This window comes from Gimesia aquarii, from assembly GCF_007748195.1.
Classification (GTDB): Bacteria; Planctomycetota; Planctomycetia; order Planctomycetales; family Planctomycetaceae; genus Gimesia; species Gimesia aquarii.
This window is the reverse complement of sequence record NZ_CP037920.1, coordinates 6,360,639-6,382,299: the sequence shown is the minus strand read 5'-3', so window position 1 is coordinate 6,382,299 and position 21,661 is coordinate 6,360,639. Positions and strand designations below refer to the sequence as shown.

Genomic DNA, 21,661 nt, shown 5'->3' with positions numbered 1-21,661 from the left:
ATATAGTTTTGGCGATTACGAGTTCCCGGGTGCAACTTGCAATGTGCGCGGTGATCACTGTGAAGAGTGTATAGTTGGATTATACCAGAGCGACTGCGTAGCCATGGGGAATGGGGGCGGTGATCTCAATTTTAAGGCATGTGTTCCTACTGTGTCTGCTTCAAACACATGCACACCTGATTTTGGTGGCCCCGAGATTTATTGCGAGGAGATGGAGATATTCTTTTGTGAGAATAGGGTACCAAAAATTGTTGGTACGGACCTTATTTGCAATTTAGTCGGTGAAGATGGAAAAATATGTACATGCGGAGATGTAAGGGACGACTTTTATAATCCAATACCTGGGCACGACGGTTGCTTCTAATATTACTGTTTGTGTTTCCTGAATCTGGATTGATATTACTTTTTTCTAATAGCCATCTATGCTGATTAACAAAAGTACTTTGAGGATAGATATGCGATCTTTTGTTTCTTCTTCATTTTCGATGCATTTTTTATTGATACTCTTGATCTCCCTCTTTTTTACTGCGAACGGTCTCAGCGCAGAGATGACGATGAAATCAGTCCTTGATCGGATACATGAAAACGAAGTCCTGTACGAAGATATTGACGTTCGTATTGATATTGACTACAGCAGAAAGTATCAAAAGACACCGAAGCAAACAAAGACGAAGCAGACAACGATACCGAAAGGTCGCATCATTACTCAGTATGAAAATTCTATCTGGTATGTTGGTCAGCAGGGAAAATACAGAATAGAAAAAAAAAGTGATAGAAAATTTGAAGATGGAGATTCAGATGAGAGGATAGAGTATAAAATGTTTGATGGAGAAAATTCGAAGCTGCTTTCTCAAAAATTAATTGTAAATCTGATCAAAGGTTTTTCAGGTGACAAGAAACAAGTCAGACCTCATACGCTTTTTTTCATAAATACTATTAAATTTGGAGCAGATCTATCAACCTACTTATCCGGCCATGAGGCGATTGCTGCAGCCTCTATTGGAGACTGGGATGAACGTAAAAAATTACAGGTTGAATATAAAGGGACGGCTGATTTTAAGGGTTTGAAGTGTCATGAAGTGTGGGTCACAACGTTCATTGGAGATCGGCCATTCTTACGCTGGGAAATCTGGTTAGCAGCTCAGAAAAACTTTATTCCAGTTCGAGTGTTTAATTATACGTTTAGTTTCTCGAGAGATCTACCGGTGGGAGAAGCTGAGGTTTTGAACTGGATTGAAATTAAACCTGGAATCTGGTTTCCCAAAGAGGCTGTCTTTACTGCATACGATAAATTCCAAATAAAGCGTGAGAAAAAAAAAACGGTGAGATGGACTGAAAGATTTACCACGGAGCATGTCTCGCTGGATCCTCATTATGATCTCTCATTTTTCCAGAATCTTGAGATTCCCGATGGTGCCCTCATTTATGAAATCGAGGATGATGAAATCGTGAAATCGTATCGGCACAACGCTCTGTCAGATCCTAAAGTTGCTGCTGCGCCCGTCACTCGCTGGTGGGAGAACCCTTTTGTCATCGTCAATGTTATTTTTGTTTTGATGGTAATAATATACTTGGCATGGAAAAGATTACAAAAAATTAACGCTCCTGCAGAACAAAAGATTTGAAGATGACTGAAACTCTGGGCGATATTTTGAAGTGAGTCATCCAAGCAAGTATCGAACTACAATTGTCGTAATAATATTATTAATTCACATAATATTATTGGCATATAGCACAAAACGACATAGTCCAACGTTCAATGAAATTGGTCATCTCCCGGCGGGACTGAGCCACCTTCAGCATAGCACTTTTGAGCTCTATCGTGTGAACCCGCCTCTGCCGCGCATGGTGGCTGCAGTACCGCTTTTGTTCCAGGATCATAGAACAAATTGGCAGCAACACGACATTTCCGACACCAGCCGGGCAGAGATTCTCATCGGTATTGCCTTTGCAAAAATCAATGATCGGCAGACTTTTGATCTATATACCTGGGGGCGGTGGTTTTGTATTCCCTTTAGTGTAATAGGAGGGTTGTGCTGTTACTGGTGGGCACGTGATCTGTTTGGTTGGTCTTCTGGTTTATTCGCATTGATGTTGTGGTGTTTTAGCCCTTCGATCTTAGGTCATGGCTCGCTTATTATGCCCGATGTCCCGGCTGCGGCGACCGGGATTCTCTCCAGCTATGTTTTCTGGCGTTGGATGAAACGACCAAACTGGCCGAACACTTTGCTCTCGGGTTTTTTGTTAGGTGTTGCGGAGCTAACCAAATTTACCTTACTGGTGTTTTACTTGATCTACCCCGTACTTTGGATTGCCAGCCGTTTCCGTTCAAATAGCAAGCAACCAACAACATGGTATCTTGATGCCTTTCAGCTTGCAGTTATGTTTCTCTTCAGCATCTATCTCATCAATTTGTGCTACCATTTTCAGGGCTCATTTCAAAAACTGAGAGAGTTTACGTTTATCAGTAATACTCTGACCGGGTCACAAGACGAAGAACACCATGTTTCCGGAAACGCCTTTAAAGAATCGCTTTGGGGAGAAATCCCTGTTCCTTTCCCCAAAGATTATGTTCTAGGATTGGATAGGCAAAAAGCCGATTTTGATTATCCACGCTGGTCGTATCTGAATGGTGACTGGAAGCTGGGTGGCTGGTGGTATTTTTATCTCTTTGCGTTTTTGATCAAAACCCCTTTAGGCATATTGATAATCTATCTGACTTCAGCAGCTTTGTTCTGTTTCAATGCCAGATATCGTTTATCCCTACTCGATGAGTTATGTCTGATGTTGCCCATCATCGTCATTGTGACTCTTGTCAGTTCGCAAACGGCGTTTAGTATGCATCCGCGTTATATCATACCCGTGTTGCCATTTCTTTTTGTGTGGTCAAGCCGTGTGGCATTAGCATTTCATCTCCATAACATCCGCACGGCAGCATTAGTGACAGTTTCACTTGCCTGGGCCATAATGAGTAGTCTCTATTATTTCCCACATAGTTTATCTTACTATAATGAGCTGACAGGTGGACCTGAGAAGGCGGCTGAATATCTGATTGATAGCCCCACGGCCTGGGGACAGGATTTACTGTTTTTAAAAAAATGGTGTGAAGAACATCCGGAAGCGAGACCACTACACGTTGCCAATTTTGGTTGGGTTGACCCTCTTGCCGCTGGTATAGAATATTCGCTTCCGCCACTTGCCCCACTAGAATCCGTCAAAGAATTAAGTGAGAGAACGATCGATTATGGTCCTCGTCCTGGCTGGTATGTGATCGACGTGAATCATTTAAAGGGGACCTACTGGGATGCCCCAATGGGAGATGGCAGATGGCGTCATTTCTGGATGGACTACGAAAATAAACCAGCAGATTTCACGTACTTCTCGAAATTTGAACCGATTGATCGCGTTGCCTATTCCTACCTTGTTTATCACATCACGTTAGACCAGGCGAATCAAATTCGAAACGAACTTGGGCTACCAGAGATAAAAAACGATTACTAAAATCACATCCTGCTTTTTTTATATACGTTTTGGCCAATGCTTATTGACTCTGACAGCGAACCTGTTGTTATCCGTATTTGTCTCACTATCAATTTCATGATGAATCATCAAGCGATAGAAGCGATGTGGGTCTTCTTGCAGAGAGTGAGAGCATGAGTCAAGTACAGGATGAATTTCGTCGGATTCCTTTTTTTCTGATTATCGATTTGGAAGCGACGTGCTGTAATCAAAAAACAGTTCCCCGCCTTGAGATGGAAATTATTGAAATTGGGGCGGTGATTGTCGCGCAAGAATCGCTTTCTGTCGTTGATGAATTTCAAACGTTTATTCGACCTGTCAGGCACCCTCAACTAACGCCGTTTTGTACGGAGTTAACGTCGATCAGGCAATCTGATCTCACCGATTCTCCCCGTTATTCCGAAGCGCTTTCTCTGTTACAACGATGGTTGACGCCTTTTGATCAGTATCTCTTCTGTTCCTGGGGCGATTATGACAAAAGCCAGTTTGAGCAAGATTGCCGCTTCCATCAAATCGCCTATCCCTTTCGCTCGGGCCATCTGAATCTCAAAAAACAGTTCTCGAAGTCTCAAGGTTTGACTAAAAAATATGGTATGGCAGGGGCTTTAAAGCTGGCGAATATCACATTAGAGGGGACGCATCATCGTGGAATCGATGATGCCAGAAACATGGCAAAGCTCATGCCTTATATTGTCGGGATAGAAAAAGTCGCTTCTGTAAAATAAAATTGAAATGAATCTCATTCGACCAGATCTAAAAATATCCCGCGAATTACTGTTTTAAAGCGTAAGAAACAAGATTACCTGGGGGGTAAGGTGAGATTTCACGATCAAAGACATTCAGAAAATCCAGACTACTGTTTGCTTTGAAATTCTAGATTTAGTATAATCGAGTGTTCATGTGTTCTAAGTCAATTTGTCAGGTTCACATGAACTATAGAATTGACTTCATTGCAATTACGGTAGAAAATGTAAACTATGCAGTAGTAATCTGCCAAACCATCACGTTATAGATCTAAATTCATCATTAAAAGTATCAGTTTGGGGAAATGATGATCACTTCAAGGGAATTATCGATGCGCAAATATGTACCGAGTTCAAAGCAATCGCCTCGCCGTGGATTTACTCTCATTGAACTCCTGGTCGTGATGGCAATTATTGCCATTCTCGCTGCTCTACTCTTGCCAGCCATTCAAAGGGCTCGGGAGAGTGCCCGCCGAACACAATGTATCAATAACCTGAAACAGCTTGGTCTGGCAGCGTTCAACTATGAGAGCTCATTCCGCTGTCTCCCCTCGGGCTGGATTGAGCTTTTAGAGTATGATTCGGATGGCAATCCATTACCTCCTCCGTCACCAATCAACAATGCCAATGTTCGATTTAATGAGGATGTGTTAATTCCCCTCGATACAAATCAAGTCGATGGAGCTGGGAACCGGCTTACCCAATATCGCCTGACGGAATGGGAGCTTTCTCCGTGGTGGGGCTGGCAAGCATTGATGCTCGCTGAGCTGGACCAGGCTAGCATCAACATTGATTATGATCGCTATAAATTTTCAGACGACAGTAAAGAAGCCAGTACAGTGGCGATTGAGAGCTATATTTGCCCTAGTGCATCTCTTCCTGCAAATCGACCGCGTGGACTTGGGTATTCCAATTATCGAGGCGTGGGCGGATATACTGAAGGTAACCTATCAGTGATACCTTTTACCCGTCGATTTAAAGGGGGGATTTTCGGGCCTAACAGTTCAACCCGTATTAGAGATATCAGTGATGGCACCACAAACACTCTGATGTTTGGTGAATCCTCTTTTGGATTCTGGGCAGATAGCCATAGTGCAGTAACAGGATTTGTCGCCAGCTCTGATGGTAATTCAACATTTCATGAGCAGCGTAACTTTGATGGTCCTCCGGAAGAGGGCAACGCATTTTACCTGACCTTTGGTTCCTGGCATGATGGTGTAATTCATTTTGCATTGGCTGATGGTTCAACTAAGTCGATGGCGAAAAATATTGATACCAATCTCTTTCGGCAACTCTGTGTAAGGAATGATGGCGAGCGTATTACCGGTGAATGGTAATTTGGAATGAGGGCTCTTCAGAATGGAGTAACTCTGCTCGATTACTAAAAGCCCAACTTGGGTCTTTAAGCACGTTCGAACGTGAACGCCATGACTTCCTGTAGTGTCTGTTTTCCCAGTACGAGCATGATTAATCGATCAATGCCCAGCGCAGTGCCCGCACAAGCGGGTAAACCGGCTTCCATTGCCTGCAGAAGATAGCTTTCTGCTGGCAATGCAGGTCGCTTTTCTTTTAACCGCAGTTTCGCTTGTTGTTCGATGCGCGTCTGTAACTCATGCGGATTGGTCAATTCATGATACCCGTTGCAGATCTCGATACCCTGTAAGTAAAGTTCAAATCGTTCTGCGACGTGGTGTCCACTCTCCTCACTATCATCACGAACGCGAGCTAAAGCCGCTTGCTGTGGTGGGTAGTCGTAGAGGAACACAGCTCCTAACTGGCTGAGGGCGGGTTCTATCAATTCCACCAGCAATAAGTTCTGCCAACTCAAACGATCCGTCTCATCAAAGCCGGATGGAACCAAAATTTGATGTTGTAAGGCGGCTTGTCGAAACTCCTCTGCACTCGAATTTAAAGCGGAGAGGCCTGCATGTTTTCGAAATACCTCCTCAAAGCTAAAACGTTCAAATTGCTCAACAGGCAGTGGATTTCTCGTATTCTGATCAAAAAATGACTCGGCTACCTGGTAGACATGTCGCACGAGCGACTCCACAAATGTCATTTGCTCATAGTGAGTTTCCCCCAGTCGATACCATTCCAGCATTGTAAACTCGGGGTTATGCAGGGTTCCTTGCTCGGCCTGTCGAAAAGCGTGAGTGATCTGATAAATCTGGTCCGCGCCTGCCGTCAGTAGCCGTTTCATGGCGAATTCAGGTGAGGTCTGCAAAAAACGTGTTGCCTGTTCTGTATTTGTTTCAGGTTTTTCGAGTCCCTCGACAGGATGCCATAAGGTGGTGAAGGGGTCGATAAAAGCGTCGACTACCGAATCACGGGAAAGAATGGGGGTCTCTACTTCCCAGTAACCATTGGATTCAAAGAACGTACGGACTGCGTGCAAGAGTTTGCTGCGGAATTTCAGCGTTTCGATTGATGCTGTGGGAAGGTATTCAAGTTTCTCTTGCATGTGCTGATTCATGGTCAGGGGAATTGTTGAAAGAAGAAAGTAGCCGGAAATTACTGGTCGCTGTTAGCGAATAAGTGACGCAGCTTATCGATTCGTTTGCGATTGGTTCCCATGTCAGAATAACCTACACGAGAAGCCGATCGAACTTGAATCACATTCTCGTGGGCATCAAGCCAGAACTCAACATCATCCACAAAACGAAAAAAGAAAGAGCAGTACTCGGCATAGAGATAGTCTCCTTCGTGTTTGATAATCCGGCATCCTTGTTGTTGACTGAGGATCTTTGCTAATCGCTTTAAGGCCTTCTCGCCTGAACCTGAAAATTTAATGGGCTCAATAAAATGCATCGGAGACACACATTGTGAGCAAACACAGTTTGGAGAATCAGGACAGGGGCTCAATCGCTGATTTCTCACTCCCAGGTCTGACGGGGCAGGCAGTATGTAGTTAGTAAGCACAATCACGCAATAAACAGTTAATAAAAAAGAGACGCACCAGAAAAGAATCATCTTTCTAATACGCCTCCCGTTCCACGTTTTTTTTGAATGACTGGTTATTACTCTTGATCCATTTCAAAATCTTGAACTCGGCTGTCATCGTCTTCTTCAGACAAAGGTGCAGAATGTTTTGCCTTTGCGCGGGCTGTCTTTAGTAATTGCTCTTCCAGAGATTGTAGTTCTTCTTCAGTTGAAAGCAACTGTTCCGGTTGTTCATAGACTTCGTTGGTGTCCTCCAGGGATTCATTGAGTGAATCAGCTTCTTGATCTGATTGATCTTCAGAAGCATCTTGCTCATAATTCGCAGGTAAGTCCGAATCTGATTCTTCCTGATGGGGAAATAATTTTTTAACAGAACTATACGCGCGAACAAACAATGTCGTTGCCGCAATGCTGATTGCTAATGCAGCCCATTTTGTTACACCGAGTCCATTTTGTCCCCAGATGGATTCGGCGAAAATAACAAGTGTGGTCACGACACAAACCAGAGCCAAAACACCTTTAAAGATCAGATCAGTTCGTTGGTTTTTCATGGAGTGTCGCGCAATTGCCATCCGTGCCGAGTAGTTGGCAACATCGCGGAAGGAGTTCATGGCATCTCGCACTGCATCCTTATCTTGTAAATGCGCGGGAGCTTCCTTCAATGCTTCCAGTTTTTCTTCCATTGAGAGTTTCTCTGATGTCAGTTGCGATTCCAGAAAACTACTCGTAGAAGGAGTTATTTGACTATCTACCTCAGACTCTGGTTCCTCATTCTCTTTTTCTTTTAGGGAAGTGGTATTTTGAGTTTCTAAGTATGAAGACTCTAATGTGCCAGAACTATTCCCGCGTGAGCGGGCAAGCAATCTTTCCATATAGGCAGAAACAGAATTGGGATCTTCTGCATCATCGAGGATATAAGAATCTTCCTGATCTGCTGAATCCTCTGGTTTTTCTTCGGGAGCAGAGTTCTGCTCTGTGATTTGTTCTGAATCTGTTGTTTCAGATTCTTCTTTTTTTGTGAATAAATTGAGTAAGCTCCCTGTCTTCGACAGTGTTTCTTCTGACGCTGGATTTTCAGAATTTGTCTCTGCTAAATCATCTGTTGAATCGTTCATGAACGACTGTAGTAGGGAACTTGGTTCTTGTGGAATTTCTGTTGAAGGCTCATCAGAAGAGCTAATTCCTTCTTGATCGAATACAGGAGTATCTTCAACTTCTGAGCCACCAGTGACATCCGCATCACAATCAACCGGTTTTAACCCGATTTCAGCAATAAATTGTTCCCGCTCATCCAATTGTTGTTCGCGGATCTGAACGATTCGCTCACGATCTTCCAATTCTCCCTGGCTCTTTTGAATTTGTAATCGCTGTGATTCCAGATGCTCTCTTTGTCGATTGATCTCTTCCCGGTCAATCAGCAGTTGATCATGATTCAGAGACAACTTTTCTTGTTCTCTTGTCAATTCATCAATCTTCTCTTGCTGATCTGCACCCTCTGGTGTTGCCTCAGTTAATTCTTGCTCGCGGATCGTTAGAGTTTCTTCGCGGTTTTTCAGGTCTGTTTCCTGTTGCTCCAACTCCGCTTTGAGCCGCTCCAGTGCTTCCCGTTCTCCGGATAAATCTGCTTGATCACTGTTTACAGAATCGTGATCAGTGTTTAACTCATCTGTCTCGCTCTCTCTGGCTGCCAATTGTTCTTCGCGTGCAGTAAGTGCTTGCTCGCGTTCTTTAAGTTTTTCGCGATCAGCGTCTAACAATGCATGAGCACGGTCAAGTTCTTCCTGTGCAGCCGCATTGGATGTCTGATCTGTTTGAGACTGTGCCTGTTGTTCTTTGAATTCTTCGCGTAACGATTCCAGTTCTTGTTCGCGTGCAGTAAATGCTTGCTCGCGTTCTTCAAGTTTTTCGCGATCTGCTTCTAACGATTCAAGAGCACGGTCAAGTTCTTCTTGTGCAGCTGCATTGGATGTCTGATCCGTTTGAGACTGTGCTTGTTGTTCTTCCAATTCTTCGAGTAGTGTTTCCAGTTCTTGTTCGCGTGCAGTAAGAGCATGCTCGCGTTCTTCAAGTTTTTCGTGATCTGCTTCTAACGATTCAAGAGCGCGGTCAAGTTCTTCTTGTGCAGCTGCATTGGATGTCTGATCTGTCTGAGACTGAGCCTGTTGTTCTTTGAATTCTTCGAGCGATGTTTCCAGTTCTTGTTCGCGTGCAGTAAGTGCTCGTTCGCGTACTTCAAGTTTTTCAAGATCAGCCTCTAACAATGCATGAGCACGGTCAAGCTCGTTTTGTTCGTCATTTAAAGTAGACGGTTCGACTTGAGTGGCAGTTTCTCGTTCGTTCAATTCCTGTTCTTTGGTTGTCAGTTGCTCTTCGCGTTCTAATAGCGATTTCTGCCGTTCTTCGATCTCCTGTTTCTGCTGATCTAACTCAATTTGATCTTGTTCGAAAGTGGTGCGTGAAAGGTTCCACTCTGATTTCTCTGTTTCGAAAGCACTTTTTTGTTCTTCGAGTTGAGCAATTTGGGCCATATATTCTTCACGTTTTGTTTCGAGTGTCTGGTGCTCTGCTTTCAGATCAGATTGTTTTATTTCAAGATTTTCTTGCTGTTCATCGAGAATTGTCTGCTGTTTTTCCAGCTTATCTTGTCGTTGAGAGAGTTCATTTTCCAGGTCGATCAAGGTAGAGTTTTTTTGATCGAAATCTGCTTTTAGGGCTTCGGTTTCTCGTTGCTGTTGATTTAGTTCCTCAGTTTGATCTTGTAATTGCGACTGTTGTTCTTCCAATTGCTGGCGTGTAGTTTCCAGCTGCTCATGTTCTTGTTGCAGCTGTTCTCTTTGTTGTTGCAACTCTTGTTGTAAGTCTTCCTGGTCTGCTTTAGATTCTAAGTTTGATTCAAGCGTTTGCTCTCGTTCTGCTAGAGTAGCCTGCTGATTCCGCAGTGAATTCTGTTGTTTTTCCAAATCTTCTGACCAGGATTCCAGGCGACTGCGTTCTTCGCTCAAATCACGTTCATATTCTGCTAATGATTGTTCTGACAATGAGTCGGCGGTTTGACGCGTTTCATGTTCTGACTTGAGTACTTCCAGAAATGCCCGTTCGGTCTCTTGTTCTGTCTGTCCAATTGCCTGGTGATGTTCCAGGTCGAGCCATCCATGTATCAAATTTCGTTGCTGCTCCGTCAGTAGATTCTGTTCTTGTTTGAGAGACGTCTCGAATTGAGCCAACTTTTGTTTCTGCGTTCTTATCTCATTCTGTTGAGCGAGTATTTGTTCCTGTTCACTTGAAACTTCCTGTTGAAGTAAATCTAACTGATTCAGCTTATGATCCAGTTCGAGAATCGCTTCATCGAAAGTTCGTTGTTGGCTTTGTGATTCTAGAACTTGGTTTTGTTCAACTGAGGTCGTACTTTGTGCTGTTGGGTCAAGTTGAAAACGTTGGTGTAATTTAGCAAGTTCAGCTTCCTGTTGTTGCATCTCCTTTTGTAGCTCGACTTGCTCCGCTTCGATTTTTGTCAGCATCTGCTGACGTTCCTCAAGCATTTTCTGGTACTTTACCACTTCCTGCAACTCGCCAGGGTTCTCAATTTGTTGATCTGTTGCCAGAGTATCTTTGCGTTGGTTGTGGTCATCATTTGATTCAACTGCAACTTGTGTGACAGACTCTACCATGATACCTATGGGGCCTACGAAAAATTTTATTCCTGGTGTTAACGAAATTTGTCTGACAGGCCGATCATTGACCCAGACGCGAGGGTCGACCGCTTTAACTGAAGCCTCTTGTTCACCAACAATAATGATACAATGTAATTCTGCGATTCCCGGAACTTCAATCCGAATTGGACAATCGGGAGAAGACCCGACTTGATACTCTCCTGTTGTTAATTCGACAGGCGTGATTGCGTGTGTCAAAGGCAGGAGAGAAACCTGGAGTTGAAATTCCCCGGATTTCTGTGCCATCTCTGAATGAAGGGATGATGTGGTTAACATCCTGATACTCCCAAAAGCGCGATGATGAATTTTAATTCAGTAGTAAAATGTCTGTTGTGGTTCAAAACAATGTGTTTTCAAACTTGATGATTACGGAAATCAACATTCTATTTCCTACCTGCATATAGCTTTGAAAGTACCACTGGTCAAACTATTGGTCTTGCAGGTGTGGAGGGTTTTGTCTTAAAAAAAAAGTTTTGGTTATTGATCAGGGAAATAATGGTTGTAATGATTAAAAGTCTGTTGTTTTTACTCGTTTTGAGTCAAATTCAGACAAAAATGCTCATGGAAACCCTCCAGAAAGGAGAGCTCAATGACATCAGCGGCCGGGATGCCTATAATGTAAAAGGTCACTTTTTGTTCAATCATCTGGTCGATTTACTCTCAATCTCAAGCTGACTTGGCTCGAAAACGGTACTGATTTTATGGCTCGCTGGCTGAAAATTCCGTCGAAACAAAAACGTCAAATGGAGGACGTTCCCGAGCCGTACGAGATTGTGTGTGTCTGTGGAGTGGGGCTTTCAGGTTATCGGCGAAAAACTCCTTATCGTCACGCCTGCCAACAATGTGATGAGATCTATTTCATTCTTCCTCGGAACAGCTATCCCGCGCCGAAAGCCAAAAAAAAGAAGAAGCAACTACCTACACAAAAACAGGTTTCAGAATACTTTCTGAACACATCTTTTGTGACGCAACTGAGAGAAAAAAGAAAGCAGAAGCAAGCGTCCCGAAAACAACAGGATGTACGACCTGAAGTCGCTGCCAGTCCGAAACTTTCGCCGTTTGAGCTACCTACTCCAAGCTCCAGACTGATTACCCCCTTTAGAGCTGTTCTGTCAGGCATCGTATTGATCATTGGCCTCACTGGATACGGGATCATACATAGCCGCAATTTAGAGCGGGCAACTGATACATTGAAAACTGCAACAGAGGCTGGCGAAACGTTTTTAAAACAGGGTGACTTAATAGCCGCGAATTCAGCTTACCTGGAAGCGTTCGAAGCACTCGAAATTTTAGGGCGCACTGATCAACGTGCCAACGAAATTCGTCAAACATCCCGCGAACTGCAATCGATTACTTCTCAAGCTGTTTCACCTGTGTTTGAAATTGCCGAGGAAGCTGCTTCCCAGATCAAACAAAGTGATGTCGATAGCTGGGCCGCTCTCTTCGATGTCCGTTATGCAGATACATGGATGATCTTTGAGACGACTTTGACTCCCGTTGCGGTCGAAAGTGAAGCGGAACCTCCTCGCTTTCGTCTCAATTTACCAATCATTCTCGACGAATATCAGCTTAATCTTGAACTGACTGCACCGAGTTTCAGCGAATATCTCAAACAGCATCCTGGGCAGCCGCTTATCTTTGCTGCTCAAATCGATAGTTTCCATCAGGATGCCGAGCAGCCTGGTACTGGAATTATTCTGCTCAATGGTAAGACTGCTTTTCTATGGTCACATCTAAACCTGTATGAACAGCTTGGAATTGAGTTTGATGAGTTCCATAACCGGGATCAAATTGAAGGAATTCTCAATCAACAAACCCAATATTTGGGGATGTCGAAATGAAAAAACAGAATCGCCACTGCAAATGGCTATTTTCATTCATGGTGTTGATGCTTTGTCAGAGCGTGGTTTTTGCTGCTGATCGGAGTATCCAACACTTTGTCAGTCAGCGCGAACAATGGAAAAAGCTGATTGGTGTCACCCAAACATTAGAAGGGCGTCTCTCTACATTCAGTTCAATATCGCTTCGTTTCCGAAATTGTCCCATCCCCTTTCATTTTGTCGGTAGCATTCCCAAGTTGGATACAAGCTTTAAAAATGTAGAAGTCACGGGAGAATTGGCGCGAGAAAATGGACGTTTGTTATTTAACGTCGAGTCGCTGAAAAAAATACCATCTGACATGGAATATTTTGTGGTCGAGGAAACAAAAATTGACCGCTCAAGGCCACGAGAATGGTATTCCCTGGCTGACTGGGCCAAACAGCGAGCAACTTTTTATGATGATAAGGAACTGACGCAAAAAGCACTCTCTGCTTATAAAATGGGAATCAATACCGAGTACCGTCAACTTTTGGTCAAACAACCAGAGTCACTGCTGAAGTTGGCTGATCGTGCACAACAATATCAACTCGATCCGCTTTTGTATGATGCCTTCAGGCATGAAGCATTCGTGCTTGAGAGGCAAAACCTGAGTAAGCAGAAAGACTCAGATTTAAAACCGTTGCTCACTTCTATTCTGAAATATTTTCCTACAGCTAAAACCCCACAAAAAAAAGATGTTCCTAAAGAGCGGAATCAGTATCTAAAAAATCAAGTTGAAGTTTTTCAGCAAGCTGATCAACATACACGACTGCGACTGATTCGTTGGTTCTATTCCCAGTTGATTTTAGAAGGCATCCTGAAGAATCTGGAGTCAGGGGGTAGCAATGGTTTCGAGGTCGCAGAACAAATTGCAAAACAATTACCGGAACGCACTGATCTGGTGACCCAATATCAAAATGAGCAACTCGAGTTTGACTTTAATCGAGTTGACGAATTGCCGCGCCAATATGTGCTTGATCTCTCACAGGAATTTCTGAGACGCAAAAATAAAGTCAAAGCAGAACAAACCCTGACAAATTGGATTGATTCTCGTCGGAAAAAACTGGATGTCAGCGATGCAGACGGGCGCGTTCGTCTGGCCCGCGATATGATTGATCTGACCAATGACAAGGCGGGGGCAACCAAAGTACTGTTGGAAGCGTGGGAACTCAATCCCAAGTCTTCAGAAGCAGCGACTTTGCTCGGCCGTCTTGGTTTTATGTTACAAGGGAAGAAATGGCTGAATCCGAAAGAAGTCATGGAATTTCGAAATGACCCGATTCGAAAGGCAATTCGAAACGGGACGGTGACCATTGGCATGAATCGTAACCAGATAAAAAAGGTTTTAGGCGCGCCGAATCAAATCAGCCGTAGTATTTCCGGAGGAGAAATCAACGAATTATGGATTTACGGTGAAACAGGAAACCAGGACTTAATCATTGCATTAGCGCGCAAAAAGCGTGCGCAGGAGTTCAAAGTCATTCGAATCAAGAACGCGCGGGTACCTCAGGAATCAAATAAAGAGGCGGCAAAACCTACTGAATAAAGGAATGGTTACTCAAACGTCTTACATTCAGTGCTTTTAAATGAACTTCGGTTCATAATCAGAGGATTGACGCAATCAACATTGTAAGAATGGCAGTCAGTTACTATGGTTTATCTGCTCATGAGGCGTCTGTGGAATTGAACTTCTAGAACTGCATGAGAGAAATTTCTGATCGGAATTAAGGCCGAATCGATGACCCCTCTACAAGGATTGTACCGCAGTGACGGAAATGGAATTGACTCCGAAAAAAGAACTCCCTCCTCTCTATCATGATTCCTCATTCTGGGGTATGACGGTCACACAATTCTGGGGTGCGTTCAATGATAATCTCTATAAACAACTCGTATTGTTAGTTTGTGCGCAACAGGTTTTGCTGGAACAGACGAATGATAAACAACCAATTGCTTTAGCCGTATTTGCGCTACCGTTTGTGTTTTTCTCCGGGCTGGCGGGTTGGTTCTCTGATCGAAACAGCAAACGTAACATTATCATTGGCTGTAAAGTGGCCGAAATTGTCATCGCCTTATTGGCGATGGCGGCATTTTTTACAGGTCACTTATTACCATTGCTTGTGGTACTGGGATTATTAAGCACTCAAAGTGCTATCTTCGGACCAGCAAAGTATGGCATTCTACCCGAAATGCTCCGCGATGATGATTTACCACAAGCAAACGGTGTGATTCAAATGACGACCTTTGTCGCGATCATTTTTGGAATGGCATCAGCCGGCTTTGTTAAACAGGCCTTCCCGGGAGAGCTCTGGAAAACCAGCTACTTTTGTATTGCGATTGCCGTGATCGGGACGATAGCTTCCTTGTGGGTACGAAAGACACCCATTGCACAACCGGGGCTCTCGTTTCGCTGGTCGACGATGGGAATTGATTCTGAAACGAGATCCTTGCTACTGAAAGATCGGCAGTTATTAAATGTGCTGCTCGTCTCTTCAGTGTTCTGGTTTGTAGGGGGAATTATTCAGCCCTTGGTAAATATCTTCGGGATCGGACAACTGCATTTAAGTGAAAGCCGCACCAGTTTAATGGCGGCTTGCATGGGAGTTGGTATCTCGTTCGGCTGCATTTTAGCAGGACGCATTTCACGGAAGCGAGTCAATTTTACATTGGTTACTGTGGGGGCATGGGGCATTGTGATTACCTTACTTGCCATGTTCAGCTTTGGCTGGTGGTGGCCTGCTGAGAGCTTGGAACGCCTGAAAGAGACTGATTCCTCGCTCTGGAATTCGTTTATTCCCGAAAGTGCGCTTGAATGGGCCGCACGCTCGGTTCTCACATTGATGGGTTTTTTCGCCGGTCTCTTTGTGGTTCCACTTCAGGTCGAATTACAGACCAGACCACCCAAGTCACAAAAAGGGCGGATGATCGGTGCGATGAATTTAATCAACTGGATCGGCATTGTCATTTCCGCGTTGTTCTTCCAAATTTTTACGGTCATTTGCAACCTGTTTCACTGGCCGATGAGCCAGGTCTTTCTGGCACTGGCACTCGTGATTCTTCCCATCGCATTATTCTATCACCCTAAGGATGAAGCATTAGCACACGAGAGTCCCTGAAGTTTTAAACTTTTGCTTGACCGTCGGCTGAGATCGAACAGAATGAATATAGAGTTAAATAACTAGTCCCATTGAAATCAAGTACTGAGTCGCAATGAGCAGAGAATTCCAGTTTAATCCCACAAATGTCAACACAATTTTAGATGAGTCCTGGCGACAACTAAAAGAGGCCGCAGAGAGCGAGACACATCCCTGGCGGCTGGGTAATTTAGCAACCCTGTCAGAAGATCGGCCACGGGTTCGCTCAGTGGTTCTGCGTGACGTACAGACAGAAGCGCGGGAACTGACCTGTTATACCGATCAAAGGTCTGACAAGGTGAACGAGATCAAAGCATCTCCCCGGGTCGAGTGGATGGCATACGACTCGGTGACGCGCGTGCAAATCCGGTTAAGAGGCGTCGCTTCAATTCATACTAATGATGCCTGCTCCGAACAACATTGGCGTGAGAGCAGCCCTGAGCATCGTCGTGGATATATTACAATTTCCGCACCAGGAACGAAAGCGGAAAGTGCCGTTCCTAACCTTCCCGATTATCTCTTCGACAGATTGCCGAACGACGAAGAAGCTCAACTGGGATATGAAAATTTTGCAGTAGTCGTATGCCGAATCGAACATCTTGACTGGCTACAACTAAGACGCAACGGCCATCTCGCCGCACAATTTCTGTGGACCGACAAATGGGAAGGCCATTGGAAATATGCTTGAAGATAAGATCGATTTGATTGCTCAACAGATTCAGCGAGAGGAGTTTTGATGATGGCATGGCAACGCTGGATTACTGTTGGAATCATCTTGTGCATTTTACTTTTGGTGTTCGCCTTAGTCATGCCGGCTATTCAGCAAACTAGAGAAGATGCACGTAGGACGATTTCTAAATATAACTTGAAGCAAATCGGATTGGCACTCCAGAATTACAACGATGCATATCGGTGCTTACCACCAGGGGGGATCATTCGGTCAGACAACATCGCCATGAATGGCTGGCTTACGATGATCATGCCGTTTATAGATGCTAGCCCTGACTATAACGCTATTGATTTAAATGAGTCTTGGGAGAGCCCTATTAATGTCAGCATCTTTGAAAGCACACGTTCTTATTTCCTGAATCCAAGTGTGGTAGATCATTATACAGCGACTGGTTATGGATTAACACATTATCTGGGGAATCTTAATTTGTTCTACCAGAATAGTTTTATTCAATTTGATCAAATGCAGAATGGAGCCGCACATACTTGGATGTCGGGTGAAGTGGCAGGAAACTATCAGCCCTGGAGCTATCCTTTTAACTGGCGTGCACTAGGTGCCAAACTCTGCGATGGTCCTAACAGTTATGGATGTCTTCCCTGGAGTGGAGGACATTTACTATTTGCTGATGGCAGTGTTTCTTTTTTTTCAAACAAAACATCTTCCGAAATATTGAAGCGTTTTGCGGAGGCGCCACCTGTCGCGACAAAGGAACAAATTGAAGCGCCCTCAAAAATCTTTCAAACAGGTCTGTATCATTGGAGTAGCATTAATTTGCAGACAAATCCTCAAAGTAAATCAATGTGTTTTACGAATGTGCTACGAAACGAATCAGGTGCAGCATTAGTGATACGTGTTTTTGCATATGAAAAATATGAACTAACTGAAGAAGAAAGAAAGAACACTAGATCGTTAGAGTTTAGTCATCCTGATTTATTATTACAGATCGATTCTACCACAGACATTCCAAAAGCATTAGGGTCAACAACTCTGTCCAAAGCAGCAACACCTGAACAATTTCAAGCGAATGTTAAAACGCTGGAAACGATACAGGGGCAACTGGAATAATCCTTATCTTTTGTATGTGAGTTTGTGTTTGGTGTGTTTTCTGGCCGTTTTTGCTTGATTTCTTGTTTTCGAATCGAAAATCTGAATTTCTTTACACTGATCCATGTCCCAGCCGGGGGATCAGCTTGACGCATAAATACAGGGGCAATATACTCGCGCTTGGACTTATTTATCTCGTTGTGAGCGAATAAGTTTTGAACGATTTCATATTAACTGCGAGAGACTCTCATGAAGAGCGAACATAGACACGAACTGCAAACGAACGACCTCGGTAAATTAATGGCTCAGGCAGAGCCATTTATGGAAAAGTATGGAATGAAAATCGCCGTGGCTGTGGGTGCTGTTCTCGTGTTGGTCATCGGATACTTTGCCTGGTCTGCCAGCGCGACTTCCCAAAATGCAGAAGGTTGGACCCGTTTAGCCGCCTGTGCGACAACGGCAGATTATAAAAATGTGGTCGATGAATTTGCAGGAACGGAAGTTGCAGAATGGGCTCTGGTTAATGCGGCTGAAGGTGACCTGCAATCCGGGATTCGAAATATGTTTACGGATCGCAAGGCTGGTAACCGAGAGTTGGAAGATGCGAAAGAGCAATTTCAGCAACTGTTGGACTCGTCTTCCACAATACCCGCCATTCGTGAAAGGGCGCTCTTTGGACTGGCCAGGACAGAGGAATCTACGTCGGACGGTGACCTCAAAAATGCAACCGAACTTTATAAAAAATTAATCCAGGAATTTCCTGATTCCATCTTCCGAAAATTGGCTGAGCAACGCGTCAAGCCGGTTAAAGGTGAAAAAGTAGCCGTGTTAGAGAATGAGAATACTCAGAAATTTTATAAATGGTTTCATGCACAAGATCCCAAACCCGGAGATCGACAGAGACCCGGTTTTAATTTGCCGATGCCTGGTACGAATCCCGGAAGTGGCGGGAATGCCAAGAAGGATTCTTCCGGATTGCCGAAGCTACCTCCTCTGAATATTCCCGGGCTGCCTGAGCCTCTGACTTCAGAATCGGATGATAAAAAATCACCGGACTCAACGACGCCTGCGAAAGAAAAACCTGAGTCTGCTGACAAACCGGCTACTCCTAAGGACACTGACAAACCTGCAGAGCCTTCACAAGAGAAGCCGAAGTCGGAACCAGCGACTGAAAAGAAACCATGATGTCTGACGAAATTTCGTCACCTCCCGAACTCTCGAGTGAGCCGATTGAAATTACAGTTGAGGCACGCGCTCATGGTTGGCGGATAGACCATTATCTAAGTCGCCTGTATCCGAATTACACGCGTGTCTTATTTCAGAAAGCTATCAAACAGGAGGCCGTTCTCGTCAATGGCTTACCTGTGAAAGCGGCACGGCGGATGCGCGTCAATGATCGTGTTTCGATCCGCTTGCCGGAAATGCCCGATAATCAGTTGCCGCCGGAAGATATTCCTCTCGACATCGTCTATGAAGATGAAGCGATTGCCGTCATCAATAAACCGTCTGATATGATTGTGCATCCGGGAAAAGGGAATTATGCAGGGACGTTGGCGGGAGCACTGCAACACCATTTCGATCAATTAAGTGATGTTGCCGGTCAGTTTCGTCCGGGAATTGTCCATCGGCTGGATCGGAATACCAGTGGTTTGCTGGTGGTCGCGAAAGATAATCAGGTACATGCACGATTGAGTACGCAATTTGAGAAACGCGAAGTACAGAAGGAATACCGGGCAATCGTCTGGGGGCGCCTCGAATTTGACAGCGATTTCATCGAAACCTTTATATGTGTGCATCCACGTCACCGGGAAAAAATGATTGTTTGTGACGAAGGTGGTAATGCCCGTGATGCGTTTACGTATTATGAAACCATCAGGCGTTATAAAGCGTTTTCTTATGTCCGGCTTAAACCACGTACGGGGCGCACTCATCAGTTGCGAGTTCATATGCAGCATATCGGTCACTCAATCGTTGCTGACCGTGTTTATGGAGGTCGCACTGCTTTAAAAATCAATGATCTGAATGTCCATGCTGAAGTAGATGCAGAAGCAGGCGAAAACGATTTGTTAATCAGCCGCCAGGCGCTGCATGCATTTTGTTTGGAATTTAACCACCCACAGAGTGGAAAACCAATGACGTTTGAGGCACCATTACCTGAAGACATGGAACTTACACTCGCTGCGTTAGACCAATACCAGAAGGACGAATGAAGATGAAACTCGCTAAAGTTTTATTGTCAAGCGGAGAACGGCACGTTGCCATCGTGGAAGAGAATCAGGTTCGACTTCTGGATCTCACTCAGGTAGAAAACTGTCATCGACTATCGGATATTTTGTATGCTCCTGATCCCGCAGGACTCGCAAATTTTCTGATCGACACCGAGCTACCTCCAGTACCACTTAACCAACTGGAATTTCTGGCGCCCCTTGATCATCAGGAAGTCTGGGCCGCCGGGGTGACGTATAAACGCAGTCAGGTAGCACGAATGGAAGAATCGGAAGCTGCTGCTTCACACTACGATCAGGTTTACACAGCAGATCGCCCCGAACTCTTTTTCAAAGCGACCCCCAGCCGCGTCTGCGGACCGAATCAACCGGTGCGTGTGCGTTATGATAGCCAATGGTCCGTACCAGAACCCGAGTTAGCTTTGGTAGTCTCACCCGATTTAAAGTTAGTGGGCTATACCATCGGCAACGACATGTCTGCCAGAGATATCGAGGGAGAAAACCCGCTTTATCTTCCCCAGGCAAAACTCTACAAGCAGTGTTGCGGACTTGGTCCGTGTATCCTGTTGCATGAGGAGCCTCTACCACGCGAGGAAACCAAAATCACACTCGTCATTGAACGCGGTGGGGAAGAAGTGTTTCAGGGTACTACTTCCATTGAGGAAATGGCGCGTGGACTTGAAGATTTAATTGAATGGCTAGGCAAAGAAAATGAGTTTCCTCTAGGTGCGATTTTATTAACTGGTACCGGGATTGTACCCCCAGATGAATTCACTCTTGAAGACCGTGACATTGTTTCTATCGAAATCAACGGGATTGGAACCCTCATCAATCCCATCGTGAAAGAGGCAAGTCCCTAGTTTGCAAAACGGCTTCAATTTCGGCTAGCTTGGGTAGTGCATCTCGATTTCCCAGCCGCTCGCATTTGAGTGCCGCAGTGATACAGGCAAACTTCAAGGTACGATCCAAGGGCCACGCTTCCAAGATGCCATAGATCAAAGCACCGGAGAATACATCTCCCGCACCGGTTGTATCGAGTGAGAGAACAGGCAGTGCTGCACAGTGTAAGCACACTTCTTTTGTGAAGAGCCACGCACCTTGAGTACCATCGGTAATCGTGACTAGTTCTGGTCCCTGTTCGAGGAGCGCTTTCCCCCCTGTGTGAATATCATCGGTTTGCAGATACTCAGTCAAAAACCGACGAGGGCAATTCATAACGTTCAAATAAGGAATCAACTGTTCCATACCCGGTTTTAAAGAACCTGCATCCAGACAAACTTTGACGCCTGCCTGCCTTGCTACCTTCGCAGCAGCGAAGCAGGTTTCTTCTGGCCAACCATCCAGATGGATTGCTCTGGCCTGTTGGATGAGCTTTAGATCCAGCTCATCTGGTTGTAGACAGGACTGGGGGCGATAGCAGGCAATCGTGCGTGTTCCCGCCTGTTCGTCAATCCAGACTTGCGCATAACCTGAGCGGGTTCCTGCTAACATCCGACTGGCTTCCAAATTGAGATTTTCCGCAGCCAGATTTCGCTCGATGAGGGGGCCATATTGATCATCGCCCCAACTGCCTATGAAGGCACACGCTTTTCCGAAGCGTGATAACAGAACCTGTGCCGTTGGTACAGGACCACCTATCTGATAGGCGTCGCTGATAATATTTGTTTTGGCATCCTGCTCGGGATGTTGAGATAAAAGAACCAGGTGATCGACGACAACGGTACCCACCCCGACAACATCATGCTTCATAAAATCGACT

The 21,661-nt window shown here is 44.8% G+C and carries 16 protein-coding genes; 12 read left to right on the top strand and 4 right to left on the bottom strand.

Annotation, left to right across the window (positions count from 1 at the left end; all coding sequences use genetic code 11):
- The first annotated feature begins 554 nt into the window (after positions 1–554).
- The 4 genes from V144x_RS24385 (at position 555) to V144x_RS28855 (ending at position 5,599) form a co-directional block, all read left to right on the top strand.
- Positions 555–1,625 (top strand): hypothetical protein, encoded by a 1,071-nt coding sequence (locus tag V144x_RS24385; RefSeq protein ID WP_144989149.1) that lies wholly within the window; start codon positions 555–557, stop codon positions 1,623–1,625.
- A gap of 199 nt (positions 1,626–1,824) precedes the next feature.
- Complete coding sequence (locus tag V144x_RS24380; RefSeq protein WP_232102628.1) at positions 1,825–3,501, top strand: glycosyltransferase family 39 protein; 1,677 nt, start codon at positions 1,825–1,827, stop codon at positions 3,499–3,501.
- 152 nt (positions 3,502–3,653) lie between these two features.
- Complete coding sequence (locus V144x_RS24375; protein WP_144989145.1) at positions 3,654–4,244, top strand: 3'-5' exonuclease; 591 nt, start codon at positions 3,654–3,656, stop codon at positions 4,242–4,244.
- A gap of 350 nt (positions 4,245–4,594) precedes the next feature.
- Positions 4,595–5,599: a DUF1559 domain-containing protein gene (locus V144x_RS28855; protein WP_144989143.1), complete on the top strand. Its 1,005-nt coding sequence runs from the start codon at positions 4,595–4,597 to the stop codon at positions 5,597–5,599.
- Between the two features lie 65 nt (positions 5,600–5,664).
- On the opposite strand, the gene epmA is transcribed toward V144x_RS28855, so the two are convergent.
- From epmA to V144x_RS24355, 3 genes are read right to left on the bottom strand one after another with little or no spacing between them, the layout of a single operon-like run.
- Positions 5,665–6,723, bottom strand: a complete 1,059-nt coding sequence (gene epmA / locus V144x_RS24365; RefSeq protein WP_144989141.1) for an EF-P lysine aminoacylase EpmA — start codon at positions 6,721–6,723, stop codon at positions 5,665–5,667.
- A gap of 50 nt (positions 6,724–6,773) precedes the next feature.
- The gene (locus tag V144x_RS24360; protein WP_144989139.1) at positions 6,774–7,232 is read right to left on the bottom strand and encodes a DUF1499 domain-containing protein; all 459 of its coding nucleotides are present in this window, start codon (positions 7,230–7,232) and stop codon (positions 6,774–6,776) included.
- Between the two features lie 47 nt (positions 7,233–7,279).
- Entirely contained in the window at positions 7,280–11,188 is a 3,909-nt protein-coding gene (locus V144x_RS24355; protein WP_144989137.1) for an FHA domain-containing protein, read from the bottom strand.
- Positions 11,189–11,613: 425 nt separating this feature from the next.
- On the opposite strand from V144x_RS24355, the gene V144x_RS24350 reads away from it, so the two are divergent.
- The 8 genes from V144x_RS24350 (at position 11,614) to V144x_RS24315 (ending at position 20,762) form a co-directional block, all read left to right on the top strand.
- Entirely contained in the window at positions 11,614–12,753 is a 1,140-nt protein-coding gene (locus V144x_RS24350) for a hypothetical protein (RefSeq protein WP_144989135.1), read from the top strand.
- Complete coding sequence (locus tag V144x_RS24345; protein WP_144989133.1) at positions 12,750–14,318, top strand: hypothetical protein; 1,569 nt, start codon at positions 12,750–12,752, stop codon at positions 14,316–14,318. The genes V144x_RS24350 and V144x_RS24345 overlap by 4 nt, the downstream gene beginning before the upstream one ends.
- Positions 14,319–14,547: 229 nt before the next feature.
- Positions 14,548–15,885, top strand: a complete 1,338-nt coding sequence (locus V144x_RS24340; protein WP_232102859.1) for an MFS transporter — start codon at positions 14,548–14,550, stop codon at positions 15,883–15,885.
- A 94-nt stretch (positions 15,886–15,979) separates the two neighbouring features.
- On the top strand, positions 15,980–16,591 hold the full coding sequence (locus V144x_RS24335) for a pyridoxamine 5'-phosphate oxidase family protein (protein WP_144989129.1): 612 nt from the start codon (positions 15,980–15,982) through the stop codon (positions 16,589–16,591).
- Between the two features lie 48 nt (positions 16,592–16,639).
- Complete coding sequence (locus tag V144x_RS24330) at positions 16,640–17,698, top strand: DUF1559 family PulG-like putative transporter (protein ID WP_144989127.1); 1,059 nt, start codon at positions 16,640–16,642, stop codon at positions 17,696–17,698.
- A gap of 228 nt (positions 17,699–17,926) precedes the next feature.
- Entirely contained in the window at positions 17,927–18,862 is a 936-nt protein-coding gene (locus tag V144x_RS24325; RefSeq protein ID WP_144989125.1) for a hypothetical protein, read from the top strand.
- Positions 18,859–19,887, top strand: coding sequence for an RluA family pseudouridine synthase (locus tag V144x_RS24320; RefSeq protein ID WP_232102627.1), 1,029 nt, complete (start codon positions 18,859–18,861; stop codon positions 19,885–19,887). The genes V144x_RS24325 and V144x_RS24320 overlap by 4 nt, the downstream gene beginning before the upstream one ends.
- 2 nt (positions 19,888–19,889) lie before the next feature.
- The gene (locus tag V144x_RS24315) at positions 19,890–20,762 is read left to right on the top strand and encodes a fumarylacetoacetate hydrolase family protein (RefSeq protein WP_144989123.1); all 873 of its coding nucleotides are present in this window, start codon (positions 19,890–19,892) and stop codon (positions 20,760–20,762) included.
- On the opposite strand, the gene V144x_RS24310 is transcribed toward V144x_RS24315, so the two are convergent.
- Complete coding sequence (locus V144x_RS24310; RefSeq protein ID WP_144989121.1) at positions 20,731–21,651, bottom strand: carbohydrate kinase family protein; 921 nt, start codon at positions 21,649–21,651, stop codon at positions 20,731–20,733. The genes V144x_RS24315 and V144x_RS24310 overlap by 32 nt on opposite strands.
- Positions 21,652–21,661 lie beyond the last annotated feature (10 nt).

What these genes read in the sequence shown, in the direction of transcription:
- V144x_RS24340 (WP_232102859.1), top strand. Translation starts at nt 14,548, where the DNA reads ATGGAATTGACTCCGAAAAAAGAACTCCCTCCTCTCTATCATGATTCC.
- V144x_RS24360 (WP_144989139.1), bottom strand. Translation starts at nt 7,232, where the DNA reads ATGATTCTTTTCTGGTGCGTCTCTTTTTTATTAACTGTTTATTGCGTG.
- V144x_RS24385 (WP_144989149.1), top strand. Translation starts at nt 555, where the DNA reads ATGAAATCAGTCCTTGATCGGATACATGAAAACGAAGTCCTGTACGAA.
- V144x_RS24330 (WP_144989127.1), top strand. Translation starts at nt 16,640, where the DNA reads ATGATGGCATGGCAACGCTGGATTACTGTTGGAATCATCTTGTGCATT.
- V144x_RS28855 (WP_144989143.1), top strand. Translation starts at nt 4,595, where the DNA reads ATGCGCAAATATGTACCGAGTTCAAAGCAATCGCCTCGCCGTGGATTT.
- V144x_RS24310 (WP_144989121.1), bottom strand. Translation starts at nt 21,651, where the DNA reads ATGAAGCATGATGTTGTCGGGGTGGGTACCGTTGTCGTCGATCACCTG.
- V144x_RS24325 (WP_144989125.1), top strand. Translation starts at nt 17,927, where the DNA reads ATGAAGAGCGAACATAGACACGAACTGCAAACGAACGACCTCGGTAAA.
- V144x_RS24355 (WP_144989137.1), bottom strand. Translation starts at nt 11,188, where the DNA reads ATGTTAACCACATCATCCCTTCATTCAGAGATGGCACAGAAATCCGGG.
- V144x_RS24315 (WP_144989123.1), top strand. Translation starts at nt 19,890, where the DNA reads ATGAAACTCGCTAAAGTTTTATTGTCAAGCGGAGAACGGCACGTTGCC.
- V144x_RS24350 (WP_144989135.1), top strand. Translation starts at nt 11,614, where the DNA reads ATGGCTCGCTGGCTGAAAATTCCGTCGAAACAAAAACGTCAAATGGAG.
- V144x_RS24375 (WP_144989145.1), top strand. Translation starts at nt 3,654, where the DNA reads ATGAGTCAAGTACAGGATGAATTTCGTCGGATTCCTTTTTTTCTGATT.
- V144x_RS24345 (WP_144989133.1), top strand. Translation starts at nt 12,750, where the DNA reads ATGAAAAAACAGAATCGCCACTGCAAATGGCTATTTTCATTCATGGTG.
- V144x_RS24335 (WP_144989129.1), top strand. Translation starts at nt 15,980, where the DNA reads ATGAGCAGAGAATTCCAGTTTAATCCCACAAATGTCAACACAATTTTA.
- V144x_RS24320 (WP_232102627.1), top strand. Translation starts at nt 18,859, where the DNA reads ATGATGTCTGACGAAATTTCGTCACCTCCCGAACTCTCGAGTGAGCCG.
- epmA (WP_144989141.1), bottom strand. Translation starts at nt 6,723, where the DNA reads ATGCAAGAGAAACTTGAATACCTTCCCACAGCATCAATCGAAACGCTG.